This is a genomic window from Streptomyces sp. TRM68367 (assembly GCF_014495685.1).
Classification (GTDB): Bacteria; Actinomycetota; Actinomycetes; order Streptomycetales; family Streptomycetaceae; genus Streptomyces.
In genome coordinates this window covers 1-13,444 of record NZ_JACTVI010000092.1, presented here as the reverse complement: position 1 = coordinate 13,444, position 13,444 = coordinate 1, and the positions used below count along the sequence as shown (strand labels likewise).

Genomic DNA, 13,444 nt, shown 5'->3' with positions numbered 1-13,444 from the left:
GGTTTTCATGGCTTCGCGTCTCAACCCGTACCTCAGTTTCGCCGGCGACGCCCGGCAGGCGTTGGAGTTCTACGAAGAGGTCTTCGGCGGCACCCTCCGGTTCAACACCTACGGCGAGTTCGGACAGAAGGACTCACCCATGGCTGACAAGATCATGCACGGCATGCTGGAGACACCCAGCGGCTTCACCCTGATGGGCGCCGACACCCCGACGGACGACCACAGGCCGGGCAACAACTTCTCCGTGAGCCTGAGCGGCGACGACGACGCCGAGTTGCGCGGCTACTGGGAGAAGCTGTCCGCCGGCGGCCAGGTGTCCGTGCCGCTGGAGAAGCAGATGTGGGGGGATGTGTTCGGCATGTGTACGGACCGGTTCGGCATTCCCTGGATGGTCAACATCACCCAGCAGGGCTGACGTCTCCGAGCGCCGGCCGCCCATCGGGCGGCCGGTCCGACCCAACTCCGTTGCCCCGGCCCGTGATCGGCATTAGGGTCGGCCGGGTGACTGCCGGGTCGGCCATGGGCCATACACGAGTGAGGCGCCCGGCCTCGGCGTGAGCGCGGTGGGGGTCCCCCCGCTCGAGCGAAGCCGAGAGTGGGGGAGGGCGAGAGCCCCACCGTCCCCTCTCCGCGTCTTCATCGCTCCATTTTCGGATGCCCCGCGCGGCATCCGCCCCGCTCCCAAGACACGGAGACAGAGTCGCCATGCCCATGCCCGCACCCCTGCCCGCCACCGGCGTGCACCTCAACCACACCGCCGTCTACGCCAGCGACCGCCACCTGTCGGCCGAGTTCATCGCCGTGATCCTCGGCCTGGAGGTCGGCAGGCCGTTCGGGCCGTTCCTGCCCGTCGACCTCGGCAACGGCGTGACGCTCGACTACTACGAGCAGCGAACGGAGCCGATCCAGCCGCAGCACTACGCGTTCCTCGTGCCCGACGACCAGTTCGACACGATGATCGCCCGCCTGGAGGCCGTCGGCGTCACCTACTACGCCGACCCCGACCACACCGACCCCGGCCGGATCAACGACCTCTTCGGCGGCCGCGGCGCCTACTTCGACGACCCGGACGGGCACAACATGGAGATCATGACCCGGCCGTACGTCCGGCCGTAGCACGGAATCCCTGCTCAACTGCCCCTTCACGCTTGTCTCATAGCTTTCTCATGTCTCCCCCATGGCGGTACCGGGGGTAGGTCACGTTATGGTCAAGCATTCAATGGGAGGGCAACGTTCCGCGCGCGAGGTGGGCAGGGAGGCACCAGCGATGGTCAGAGGCGGTCTTACGGTGCGCCGGGTGGCCCGAGGGGTCCGGCGGCGAGTACGCAGACTTGCCGAGCCTCCCGTGCCGCAGAGTGCTGGGCGGCTCGTGCCGGAGCCGGTTTTCGTGTTGTCGTCGGTGCGTTCGGGCTCGACCCTGCTCCGGGTGCTGCTGAACAGTCATCCGCAGATCCGCGCCCCGCACGAGATGCACCTGCGCACGCTCACCGTCGACCTCACCAGACCGTACACCCAGAAGGCCATGACTGAACTGGGCCTGGATCAGCGTGAGTTGGAGTACCTGCTGTGGGACCGCATACTGCACCGGGAACTCGTGCGCAGCGGCAAGCAGGTCATCGTGGACAAGACGCCCGGCAACGCGGGGGTGTGGGAGCGGCTGCACGAGGGCTGGCCGAAGGCCCGGTACCTGTTTCTGCTGCGGCATCCGGTGTCGATGGTGAACTCGCTGATCACCAACCGTCCGGACCGCGACAGGGGCGCGACCGTGCGTGAGGTGCGCGGATACGTCGAGGCCGTGCAGGCGGCCCGCACCGCGCTGCCGGGTCTCACGGTCCGCTACGAGGACCTGACGGAGCGGCCGGTGGACGTCACGCGGGAGATCTGCACGTACCTCGGCGTCGAGTGGACGCCGAAGATGCTGGACTACCAGCTGGAGAACCACGGGCCGTTCGTGCCGTACATCGGGGACTGGAGCGACAACATCAAGTCCGGGAAGATCCAGAAGGCGCGGCCCCTGCCCGCGCCCGAGGAGGTCCCGGCGCCGCTCAAGGAGCTCACCCGGGCCTGGGGGTACCCGTGTTGAGCGACCTGCGGTGCCGGTGCACGTGTCCGGGCGCCACGGTGTGGATGACGGGGCGGACCACGGCCGACCGGCTGGCGGTCGCCTATGCGCTGGCGGAGCGGCTGCTGACCGAGGGGCGCCGGGTGGAGGTGCTGGACCGGTTCGGCGACCTGGCCGGTGACGTCCGGCGTACGGGGCTGCTGGCGGAGGTGCTGGCGCGCAACGGAGTCGTCGTGATCGTGCCGTGCGCGGAGCGGAGCGCGCCTGCCGTGCGGACCCGCCACGAGGCGAGCGGCACCCGGTACGTCGAGGTGTCGGTCGGCGGACAACAGAGCCCGCGGGACTCGGTGGCAGCGGTGTGGGGGCTGCTCACGGGCGCGCTCCCGACCACCGAGCCGGCCACCAGCGCGGCTGACCGCGGGCCAGCCCACGAGCACTGCTGACTGCCGGCCGCCGCGGGTGTACTCCCCCTGCGGGCTGCGCCGCACACCCGGCCCGGCACCAGGTCGGCGATGTACATCGAGCCGTCCGCGCCGGACGCCAGGTCGTCCGGCGACTGCACCGGGCTGTCCATCGGTACGACCACTCAGAACTTGCCTTACTCAACTACAGGTGGGATTTCGGTCATGCGAGCGCCCGGAGGGAGACCAGGGTTGTGCCCCCTCCGGGCACTCAGGAGAACCGGGGCGGGCGCTCCCCGCCGGTCAGCGTGCTGTCGGTCAACCGGTCGTACAGGCCGCACCGTTGAGGGTGAATGCGGTCGGTGCGCTGTTCGCGGCCCCCCTGGCTCCGATGAAGCCGACGGTCACCGAACCGCCCACGGGAATGGTGGACGTGTAGGAGGCGGGGGCGACGGTCACCGCGCCGCCGTTCTGCGTCGGCGTCCCGCCCCACATGTTGGTGACGGTCTGGCCGTCAGCGAAGGTGAACGCGAGCCGCCAGCCGCTGACGGCGGCGGTACCGGTGTTGCGCACGGCGATCTCGCCCTGGAAGCCGCCCTGCCACTGGCCCACGACGCGGTACGCGACGGAGCAGCCCGCGCCGGGCGTGCCCCCACCCTTGCCGGTGGTGACGTTCACCGTGGCCGACCGCGCCGAGCGGTTCCCGGCCGCGTCACGGGCGTAGACGGCGAAGGTGTACGCCGTGTCGGCGGTGAGGCCCGTCACGGTGACGGTGCTGGTGGTGGACGCGGCGGCCTTGGTCTCGGTGCCGCCGCCGACCCGGACGACGTCGTATCCGGTGACGCCGACGTTGTCGGTGGCGGCGGGCCAGGTGAGGGTGACCGAGGTGGCCGTCACGGCGGACGCGGCCGGGGCGCCGGGGGCGGTCGGGGCCTGGGTGTCGCCCGGGGTGCCGCCGAAGACGGTGGCCTCCTTCGAGGTCCGGGCGATGCCGTCGGCGCCGTTGAAGATGCGCTGTCCCCAGGAGCTGAGCCGGTTCGGGTCGAAGTCGGTCGCCAGGTCCAGGATCGGGTCGGTGTTGCCGCTCCAGGACCAGGCCAGATAGCCGAGCCTGAGCCGCTCGGCGGCGGCCATCATGGTGTCCTCGTCCGGGTCGCCCCACTGGTCGGGCGGACCGCCGAACTCGCCGATGAGAATGGGAAGCCGGGCCTCGACGAACGCGTCGAGATAGTCGGTGATCTCCTGGGCCGTGTCGTACACGCTGTACATGTGGATGGAGAAGATCAGGTTGCCGGTGGTGTCCGCGTCGTACACGGCGCGGGCGTTGGCGCGCATGACGCCCTGCCAGTCCTGGCCCCAGTTGGGCGCGTCCACCATGATCGTGTGCTCGAACCCGGCGCCGCGCAGCTTCTTGACGGCCGCGACGGTCGGCTCGGTCCAGCCGGCCGGGTCGGTGTTGCCCCAGGGCTCGTTGCCGATGTTGACGATGACGTAGTCCTCTTCGCCGGCGAGCACGTCCTTGAGGCCGATCCAGTAGTCGGCGGCCTGGTCGAGCGTGCCGGCCGCGGCCTCCTCGCCGTAGCCGGTGGTGTCGTGCACCTCCAGCACGCAGATGAGCCGGTTGGCCTTGCAGTCGTCGACGACGGCGGCCACGTCGGCCGGGCCGTTCTTCGTCCAGCGGTGGCCGTTGGACAGGACGACGCGGACGGTGTTGGCGCCCAGCGCCTTGATGTCGGCCAGCGACTGCGTCTCGCCGGGGTACCAGGTGTGGGCGTGGTTGACGCCCCGCATGACGAAGTCGTTCCCGTTGCCCTCCAGCAGCCGGCCGCCCTCGATGTGAAGGCCCGTGGCGAGCGTGCGGGGCGGCTGGGCCACCGCGGTGGCCGGGGACAGGGCGCCGGGGACGACGAGCCCGAGAAGTGCGGCCAGCCCGGTCAGCAGCCTGCCCAGGGCACGCGTGCGTGTCGTAGGTCTTCTTGTTCTCACTGCGCCTCCAGAGGATTTGCGGGAGCGCTCCCATACACCCATCATGTTGAGGACGCGTCAAGAGACCGGTCGACGAAAAGCGAGGACCGGTCGACTCGCCCACGAGGCGACCGAGCCACGGTGACATCACGGGCCGACAGCCGGCGCTCAGCCGACGAAGCCGCCCCCTCGGGCGGGCTGTGACGGATGATCGCCTGCCTCCGATCACGCCATCGGACCGCTCGTGCTCTGCATTTACTTCGCCGGACTCGATCGCGTCAGGCCCGCGTAGCGGTGTGCGACTCCGCCGGGGAGCAGGTATTCGGCCAGCAGGTTGCCGGCGCGGCGGGACGGCAACCCCATGTCGTGCAGGAGTTCGTCCGCGCAGTGGATGTCGTAGGGGCCGAAGTCGTAGCCGCCGGAGCCTGGCAGCACCTGCTCCTGCCAGGCCAGGCGAGCGTCGATGGCCTCCCGCATCTCCTGCTCGCTCGGGGTGGCGCGCAGCGTCGCCCGGAAATAACTGGTCAGCCAGTGCGCGGTGAGTTCCACGCCCATGATGTTGTTGAAGACCTGCCGGAAACCGACGAACCCCAGCCGGTCGGCGTCGGCCGGCACGATGCCTCGGTAGAGCCGCAGCCGCCCGGCGGAATCGTGCACGCGCACGCTTGGATCCAGGAACGGGAAGACTTTGTGGTGCCCCGTGGCGAACACGATGACATCCGCCGCCACTTCCTCGCCGGTCGCCAGTCGCAGCCCCTTGTCGGTGTACGCCTCGACAGCAGTGACCTTGGGGTCGATCAGGCCGCGGCGGACGGCCCGCACGTAGCCGCGTGGCATCACTCCCGCGTGGGCCAGGTGGAAGGGGAGCGCGTGAGCGGGCCGCAGCTGCCTCGGCAGCCGGTACAGCCCGGTGGAAAACAGCGTGTCGCGGGTGATGAGCCACCACAGAGCCCGCTTGACCCGCTCGTCGAGGCGGTCGATCGGACGGATGCAGGCCGGATCGTGGTAGCGGGGCAGGAGCGCCTCACCGAGCCGGGTGAACAGGATCCACTTGTAGCCGACCAGACCGAGCAGGAACCGCTCGGGGACCATCCAGTTCACCTTGCGCTGCACGAGGGTGACCGAGGCCGCCTCGTGTGCGGCGCGGGTGACCAGGTCCAGTGCGGACTTGCCGCCGCCCACGACGACCACGCGCCGGCCGGCGAATGCCCCGGCCCGCACCCCGTTGGAGTGCAGCACGGTCCCGCGGAACGACTCACGCCCGGGCAGCTCGGGCACTTGGGCATGATGATGAGCCCCACTGGCGACAACGACGTAGTCGAATGTTTCGCGATGAACCTCCGCCGCCGTGTCCCCGGTGGGCCGAGAGTCGACCAGCCAGCCGGAGGCGCCTATCCGCCCGGGACCGTTCACTGGTCGGATGGAGATCACCTCGGTGCCGGGTCGGACGCGGTCCAGCACGCCGAAGGTCTCGGCGTAGTCCTCCAGGTAGCGTTGCGTGTCCGCCGCGCTGGCGAAGTGCAAGCGGTTGGGCAGGTCCGCGAACTCGAAGATGCGAAGCGCGGACTGGTTGGACAGCCCGTCGTAGCAGCCTTCTGCTGACCAGATCCCGCCGACCTGCTGGTACTTGTCGAAGACCGTGACGTCGAAGCCGTTCACCAGCAGCACCTTGGCGGTGACGATTCCCCCGGGGCCGGCCCCGACAACACACGCTCTCATCAGCTGCCACTCCCCTTGGGTGATCGGCGCATCCAGCCCGCTCATCATCCCGGTTGCGGGCCCCCGTGCCCAGCCGGTCATCCGTGCGGGAGCTGGACGCCATCGACCGCCGTATCCGCCGTGCGCCGAGGAGGTGGGTCTGTCGCAGATGCCGAGCTTCCGCCCGGGCCGTGCTGCCGTCAGGGGAACACGGAGTTCGGCGACGGCCCGGGCGTCGAGGCTGCAGGCGGTGAGCTCCCGGTCGTCGAGCCAGTCCGTGCCGGTCAGGTGGGCCTGGAGGTCGGTGAGGGCCGTCTGTGCCGCGCTTGCCAGATCACCACGGCACGGGCGTTCCGTCCCAGGAGAAGAACACGCCGGTCGGCCCGTCGTCCGGCAGGACCGCCAGCCGTACGACCCCCTGGGCGGCCTCCACCGGGTCCCCGCCCGCCACGGCTGCGCCGTCACTCTGGCGGTCTGCGCCGTCCCACTGCTCATCGGCGACGAGCTGCAGTCGGCGCTGCGCGCGATGATCTTCATGATCGTGGCGTCGCCGTGCGCGGTGGTGCTGTCCACGATGCCGCGGTTGCTGTCGGCCATCGCCGACGCCGGCCGCCACGGTGTGCTCGCCAAGTCCGCCGTCGCCATGGAACGCCTCGGCCAGATCGACGCCGTCGCCCTGGACAAGACCGGCCCCCTCACCGAGGGCACCCCGCGCGTCACCGACATCCGCCCGCTGACCGGCAGCGGCCTGAGTGAGGACGCGCTGCTGGCCCTGGCGGCCGCCGCGGAGCACCCCAGCGAACACCCACTGGTCCGCGCCGTCGTCGATGCCGCCCGCGAACGCCGGCTCGCACTCGCGACGCGGACGGCTTCACCTCCACCCCGGGCCAGGGCGTCAGCGCCGCCGTCGAGGGCCGCACTGTCCAGGTCGGCTCCCCGGACCGGCTCCTGACCGCCGACACGGGCCGGGTCCGCACCCCTGTTCCAGGGGCTGGAGGACGCCGGGCGCACCACGGTGGTGGTCCTCCTCGACGGAGAACCGGCCGGGGTTGCTGGGCCTCACCGACCGGCTTCGCCCCGACGACGCCGCCACCATCGCCGCGCTCACCGACCTGACCGGCGGTGCCCCGACCCTGCTGACCGGCGACAACGAACGCGCCGCACAGCAACTGGCCGCCCAGGTCGGCATCACCGACGTCCGCGCCGGTCTGCTGGCCGAGGACAAGGTGGCCGCCGTCCGCGCCCGGGAGCGGGAAGGCCGGAAGGTTCTGGTCGTCGGTGACGGCGTGAACGACGCTCCGGTCCTGGCCGCCGCGCACACCGGCATCGCCAGCGTCGTACGGCTGTCTCGCACCGCCCGCCGCCTGGTGATCCAGAACCTCGGAATCGCCGGGGCGTTCATCGCCGTATTGGTCGCCTGGGACCTGATCGGTACGCTGCCGCTGCCGCTCGGCGTCGTCGGCCACGAGGGTTCCACCGTCATCGTCGGCCTCAACGGTCTGCGCCTGCTGCGTGAGGCCGCCTGGACCAACCCTGGAAGGACACCTGTGAGCAAGCGCTCCCGCCGTACTGCCGCTGCCGCCTCCGCACCGTCGGCGGGGGCGGCGCGGTGCACGGTCACCGTGTGCCGGGGGTGCTGCTGCGGCACACCGAAGATCCCCGGCCTCGACCACGCGGATCAGCTGCGCGGCCTGCGCCAAGCACTCGACGGCACGGCGACCGTGCGGGTCACCGACTGCCTCGACGCCTGCGCGCACGCCAACGTCGTCGTCGTGCAGCCCTCGTCCGCCGGCCGCGCGGCGGGCGGCCGGCCGGTGTGGCTCGGCCTGGTCAACGACACGGAGGCCACCGCCGACATCACCGCCTGGATCGAGCAGGGCGGACCCGGCCTCGCCGACCCGCCCGGCATCCTCGACCTGTACGGCTTCACACCGTCCCGCCGGGTGCGGGGACAGGTGGAGAGCTGACGCAAGCCCCCTGAGCGGGGCCGGTGCCACACCAAGGCGCCATGTTCGGCGCAGGCCCGGTCGTCAGGCAGGTGATGAGCTGTTCCAGCAAGGTGGAGGGCCCTTACGCGATGACCCCCGGTGTGGGGACCGTCCTCCCCAGGACGCTGGACATCCCGCGGGGGATGAAACAATACGGGGAGAGCTCTATTTGATCCGCATGAATGCGTATTAGTGTAAAAATCGCCCTGCATGGTGGGACGGTGAGTATGGTCCATATGGCCCCGAACGAACAGCTCGGTCAGGCTCCGCCGACAGCGACGGAGGCGCCGGGACCTGCCCGGATGCGCGTACTCAGGAACATGGGCGACGGTCAGACCCAGGCAGAGGCGCTGCAACTCGCGCTGCATCATGCGGTGGCCGATCTCGGTGGGCTGGGTGGCATGGTGCACCTGCGCATACCCGGTGACAGCCGGCCGTTGCACCTGGCCGCGACGGGCGGACTGCCCCGAAAATTCGCCCAGGAGTGGGAGTCTCTCGGCTGGCAGGAGGAGACCGCACCGATCCGGGCCCTGCGGGACGGCGCGCTCGTGTGGCTGCCCACGACCGAACCGCAGGCTTACGCCTTTCCTGCCGACACCGGGATCGTGGGTGTTCCGCTGCTTGTCGCAGAGGGCAACGCGCTCGGGGTGCTCTCCGTCGTGACCGTGTATGGAGTTCCCTCGGCCGCGCAGCGGGATTTCCTCGAGGCGCTCGCACGGTGGGTATGCGAGCGTCTGGCACATCCGGCTCCCGCCACTGGCAGCCTCGGCCCCGCCTGGTGGAACGCGGAACATCTGGCCGGGCCCCGGCTCCAGCAGGCGCGCGAGGCGGTCCGCATCGGTAGCTGGTCCCAGAACCTCCGCACTGGCGACGTGGTCTATGACGAGACGACGATGGCCATACTCGGCATCGACCCGGAAACCTTCGACGGACGGATCGACACCGTTGTGGGGCTCGTCCACCCGGACGACCTGCCGCGCGTTGTGGCCGCGGTGGAGCAGGCCATCCGGCAGCGCAGCGAGTACGCGGCGGAGTACCGGCTGTGCCGGCAGGATGGCACTGTCGTCTGGGTGGAGGCCCGCGCCCAAGTCGTCCTAGGCGAAGACGGCGAGCCGACTCACTTTGTGGGCACCGTGTGGGACACGACGCAGAAACGGGCGGCGCTGGATTCGGTCGCCCATTCGTTGCTGCACATGAGCGACGGTTTCCTCACGGTGGATGCCGACTGGCGGATCGAGTTCGTCAACCTCCACGCCGAGCGCCTCCTCGGCCCCTCGCAGCAACTGTTCGGCCGCGTACTGTGGGACGTTTTCGGTGCCGAAGTTCCCGATCTGGAGGACCGCTGCCGGCAGGCCGCCGCCGCGGGCACTCCGACCGGCTTCGATGTCCAGTGGCCGACAAACCGGCGTTGGTACCACCTGCGTCTGGTCCCTGCCCCAGACGGTGTGACGGTTTACCTCACGGACGTGACCGAGAAGCGGCTGACGGACGAGCAGCGTGAGGCAGCACAACACGCCGCCGCCCAGCGCACCACGTACATCGGGCGCCTCAACGCGGCGCTGGCCGAGGCGGTTGCTGTGAGCGACGTCGTGCACACCGTCGCAGAGCGTGTGCTGCCCCTCTTCGGTGCCACCGGCCTACTGGTGCAGCTCATGGACGACGAGAGCCTCCGGGTGGTAGGAAGCGCCGGGTACTCCCAGGAGTTTCTGGACAACTGCCCCGACAGGATCAGCCTGTCCGATCACAGCCCGTTCACTGACGCCGTCCACCACCGCGCACCGCAGTACCTCGTCTCCAGGCAGGAGTTCCGCGAACGCTACCCGGATGTCGCCGACCTCGCGTTCTCGGGAGGCAAGCATGCCTGGGCGTACCTGCCTTTGATCGCCTCCGGTGGTCCTGTCGGTTGCCTGGTCATCTCCTTCTCACGGCCGCGTCGGTTCAGCGAGGAGGACCGGGCCCTGCTGACCGCGCTCAGCGGGCTGGTCGCCCAAGCCCTGGAACGGGCCCGCCTGTACGACGCCGAGCACACCCGTGCCCAGGAGTTGCAGCGCGGCCTGCTCCCGCCGGTTCTGCCCTCCCTGCCGGCCGTCACCACCGCGGCCCACTACGTGCCGGCCACCGAGGGTCTGGAGGTCGGCGGCGACTGGTACGACGTCATCCCGCTGTCCGCCGAGCGCGTCGCGCTCGTCATCGGAGACGTCATGGGCCACGGACTGTCCGAGGCCGCCACCATGGGGCGCCTGCGCACCGCCGTACACACACTGGCAGGCCTGGAACTGCCCCCCGACGAGCTGTTCTCCCACCTCAACGACCTGGTCAGCGACCTCGGCGACGAGTTCTACGCCACCTGCCTGTACGCGGTCTACGACCCCGCCAACCACCTTTGCACCATCGTCCGCGCCGGGCACCCACCACCTGCCCTCGTCCAGCCCGACGGCACCGTCCACTTTCCGCAGCTGCCCCAGAACCCGCCACTCGGCGCGGCCACGCCGCCCTTCGAAACCGTGGAGCTGACGGTGCCCGAAGGGAGCCTGCTGGTGCTCTACACCGACGGCCTGGTCGAGTCGGCCTCCCGCGACATCGACACAGGCATGGCCCACCTGGCCGACATGCTCGCCACCGTCCAGATGTCCGATGGGCCCGATCTGGGCGCCACGCTCGACGACCGGGTTGCCGACGCCCGACGCCTCGACCAGCTGTGCACCGCGCTCACTTCCACTCTCCTCCCCACCAAGGAGCAGACCAGTGACGACACCGCGGTGCTCGTGGCCCGCACCCACGCTCTCGCCACTGGGGACGTAGCGTTCTGGGAGCTTCCCGAGGCTCCGATCGCCGCGGGCCAAGCCCGAGACTACATACGACATCAGCTCACCGACTGGCATCTGGACGACCTCCTGTGGACCACAGAGCTGATAGCCAGCGAGCTCGTCGGCAATGTCATCCGGCACGCGAGAGGTCCCACCCAGCTGCGCCTCATCCGCAGCCGCTCGCTCATCTGCGAGGTCAGCGACGGCAGCCTGACCACCCCTCACGTTCGCCGCGCACTCGAGACCGACGAAGGAGGCCGCGGCCTGCAACTGATCGCCGCACTCTCACAACGCTGGGGGACCCGCTACACCTCCAACGGCAAATGCATCTGGACCGAGCAGCTCCTGCCGTAGTCATTCGGCGATGTGCTCGCGAATGCCTCAGAAACACCGCGACTCATCCACCCGACAGCGAAGGGCGAGTTCGCGCTGTTCCAGCAGCCCCACGACCGACTGGAGGCACAGCTCAGCAACAGCACGCCCCCATGACGCAAGGACATGGCCGACCGCCGCGCCCAGCGGACCGATGCGCGGCGGGGCCGTGCCCACGAACGCTGTCTGCCCCTGCGAGCCGAACCGAGCGTCATTTCAGCGTTCGAGATATCGCCCGTAACGCCCACACCGCACATCATGCGCGCGAACAAATCCGCAGGTCAGGCGCCCTTCGCGGCCGGTTCGAGGATCGCCACGCACTCCACATGATGTGTCATCGGGAAGATGTCGGCCTGAGCAAGTCGCGGAAAAGACCAGGTCAAAGCGGCTTTCTCGGCTCGCCGAGCAGCGTGAGGGCGCCCAGAGCGTCAAATGAGCGTCACGACTGGCGGGACCAGCTTCCTCAACGAATCGCTTCGGCCGCGTCCGCCAACAGGACACCGGCCGCCAGTTCCTCGACCACGGCGGTTGCCGTGTTCGGCCACGGCGCGGGTCAGCTCTGGGCCCCAGGGAGCCTGGGTGAGGCGGCCGGGCTCAGATCCGTGCGGTGTGCGGGCGACCGCAGCCTGGTAGTCCGCCGCCGTCCTGCACCAGGGGCGAGCCGGTGTCTCGTCCAGGAGACAGCGGCGATGCGGATGCCTTCGCCGTCGAAGTCACCGTGGTAGCGGAGGAAGGCGCCTTGGTCTGCGAGAAGGCAGAGGAGGTGGATGGCCACGCTGTCAGGCCAGCCGGCTGTGCACACGAGCGGTGGGCAGTCCGGGCCGAATCGGCACCGACATGCAGGAGCGAGTCACGGAACAGCGGCTTCAACCGGCGAGAAACGGGTGGTCTCGTGTGCCGGTGCCCCAGACTCGACGGCGAACACGGTCCGCTCCTCGTCTCCGTGCAGGAGCAGGAACCAGTCCATGGGTCGGGTCGGTCGGTACCGCTGGCACCCGCCCTCGGTGCCTAGACGCGTCACCGTCATCAAGAGCTCTACGGATCTTGTCGCTTTCTGCGGGACGACTGCGTGGCGCCGGAATTCCTGCTCCTCCGTGGCCGCGTGGAAGCGCCGGCCGGAGAGCTCCTCTCTGCGGTGAGTGGCCTTACGGCGTGCGGCTCACGCGCCTCGATTCCCTCGGTCCCGGGGATGGGGTCGGTCTGTAGCGGTGCGGGAGCAGAACGACGGGCGGTGTCCGGGACGGGCAGGACGTTCCGACGCTGCAACTCGGCGACACTGACCAGCGGTGACGGCGGTCCTGTCCAGGCGACTGCGTCTTCGCGCTGGTCGACGAGGAAGCCGAAAAGGCGCCCAGGCTCCACCGGTGCCGATTGTCGACGTGCCCGAGAGCCTGGGCCGCCCTCACCGTCTGGTCCGCGCGACGCGCAAGGCGCTCGGCAGGTCCCGGACCGTGGTCGACACCCGGGGCAAGCCCGAGGTTATCCCCCTGTACCTGTCACGTCCGCTGGTCGATCGGGCTCTGCGCATCATGCACGCTCTCCTGACCGAAGCCGAGAACCGTGGCCATGACGTGGAGAGCCGGACCGATCTTGGCCACGGGGAAGCCGTGCACACGGTCGCCATCGTCATCCACGGCCGGGCCTTTCCGCTCGCCCTCATGGAACGGACGACCAAGGTCCCGCACGAACCGACTCCCCAGGAGATCCGCCGACAGCAGCGCAGTCCCTGGACGCGGCCACCCACGTACGACGAGAAGTTCGACGGGCGTCTGGCGATCGGTGCACCGGCCGGAAGCCGGTTTGAGCATGCGTACTCGTATAGCGACGGCGCCCGATGGACCTCGGAGTCCCGACTGGGGCGCCTGCTGCAGAAGCTTGAGCACCTGGCGGCAGACGCTGAGCGCCAACAGCGGGAGAAAGAGCTCCGCGAGGCCGAGCAGCGGCACCGCTGGTACGCAGCCATTGAGTCTTTCCCGGTAAGCGCCCGTCACTCGCTGTGATCGCGATGCTTGCGCTGTGGCCCGCGCGGTCCCCAAGTCCAAGCAGGCGTAAGGCCCCTGATAGGAACGATCTTGCGACAGATTGTTCTGACCGAGGGGCCTCACGTGCCGACCAGTGTCACATACACCGCCGTTCTCGATGTGAAGCGGT

The 13,444-nt window shown here is 69.6% G+C and carries 9 protein-coding genes and 3 pseudogenes; 8 read left to right on the top strand and 4 right to left on the bottom strand.

The window, feature by feature from the left end:
* The first annotated feature begins 7 nt into the window (after positions 1-7).
* The 4 genes from H8R17_RS36305 to H8R17_RS36290 all read left to right on the top strand — a co-directional run bounded on the left by H8R17_RS36305 (position 8) and on the right by H8R17_RS36290 (position 2,505).
* On the top strand, positions 8-415 hold the full coding sequence (locus tag H8R17_RS36305; RefSeq protein ID WP_187827466.1) for a VOC family protein: 408 nt from the start codon (positions 8-10) through the stop codon (positions 413-415).
* A gap of 290 nt (positions 416-705) precedes the next feature.
* A complete protein-coding gene (locus tag H8R17_RS36300; protein ID WP_187827465.1) occupies positions 706-1,116 on the top strand; it encodes a VOC family protein in 411 nt (136 codons plus the stop codon).
* Positions 1,117-1,219: 103 nt separating this feature from the next.
* Positions 1,220-2,083, top strand: a complete 864-nt coding sequence (locus tag H8R17_RS36295; protein ID WP_399477749.1) for a sulfotransferase family protein — start codon at positions 1,220-1,222, stop codon at positions 2,081-2,083.
* Positions 2,077-2,505: an adenylyl-sulfate kinase gene (locus H8R17_RS36290; RefSeq protein WP_316959632.1), complete on the top strand. Its 429-nt coding sequence runs from the start codon at positions 2,077-2,079 to the stop codon at positions 2,503-2,505. The genes H8R17_RS36295 and H8R17_RS36290 overlap by 7 nt, the downstream gene beginning before the upstream one ends.
* A gap of 276 nt (positions 2,506-2,781) precedes the next feature.
* On the opposite strand, the gene H8R17_RS36285 is transcribed toward H8R17_RS36290, so the two are convergent.
* From H8R17_RS36285 to H8R17_RS47775, 3 genes and pseudogenes are all read right to left on the bottom strand, one after another.
* The gene (locus H8R17_RS36285; protein ID WP_316959631.1) at positions 2,782-4,449 is read right to left on the bottom strand and encodes a cellulase family glycosylhydrolase; all 1,668 of its coding nucleotides are present in this window, start codon (positions 4,447-4,449) and stop codon (positions 2,782-2,784) included.
* 234 nt (positions 4,450-4,683) lie between these two features.
* Complete coding sequence (locus H8R17_RS36280) at positions 4,684-6,147, bottom strand: NAD(P)/FAD-dependent oxidoreductase (protein ID WP_187827463.1); 1,464 nt, start codon at positions 6,145-6,147, stop codon at positions 4,684-4,686.
* Between the two features lie 313 nt (positions 6,148-6,460).
* A pseudogene (locus H8R17_RS47775) lies at positions 6,461-6,583 on the bottom strand (short-chain dehydrogenase); the annotation flags it as partial.
* Between the two features lie 6 nt (positions 6,584-6,589).
* On the opposite strand from H8R17_RS47775, the pseudogene H8R17_RS47770 reads away from it, so the two are divergent.
* The 3 genes and pseudogenes from H8R17_RS47770 to H8R17_RS36270 all read left to right on the top strand — a co-directional run.
* Positions 6,590-7,652: pseudogene (locus tag H8R17_RS47770) on the top strand (HAD-IC family P-type ATPase); the annotation flags it as partial.
* 21 nt (positions 7,653-7,673) lie between these two features.
* Positions 7,674-8,093: a (2Fe-2S) ferredoxin domain-containing protein gene (locus H8R17_RS47765; protein ID WP_316959633.1), complete on the top strand. Its 420-nt coding sequence runs from the start codon at positions 7,674-7,676 to the stop codon at positions 8,091-8,093.
* A 323-nt stretch (positions 8,094-8,416) separates the two neighbouring features.
* Positions 8,417-11,275 carry a SpoIIE family protein phosphatase gene (locus H8R17_RS36270; protein WP_262505784.1) on the top strand — a complete coding sequence of 953 codons (2,859 nt, stop codon included), beginning with the start codon at positions 8,417-8,419 and terminating at the stop codon, positions 11,273-11,275.
* Positions 11,276-11,721: 446 nt separating this feature from the next.
* On the opposite strand, the pseudogene H8R17_RS36265 reads toward H8R17_RS36270, so the two are convergent.
* Positions 11,722-12,068: pseudogene (locus tag H8R17_RS36265) on the bottom strand (DUF2399 domain-containing protein).
* A gap of 589 nt (positions 12,069-12,657) precedes the next feature.
* Between H8R17_RS36265 and H8R17_RS36260 the strand changes: the two are divergent.
* Positions 12,658-13,293, top strand: a complete 636-nt coding sequence (locus H8R17_RS36260; protein ID WP_187827462.1) for a hypothetical protein — start codon at positions 12,658-12,660, stop codon at positions 13,291-13,293.
* Positions 13,294-13,444: the final 151 nt, after the last annotated feature.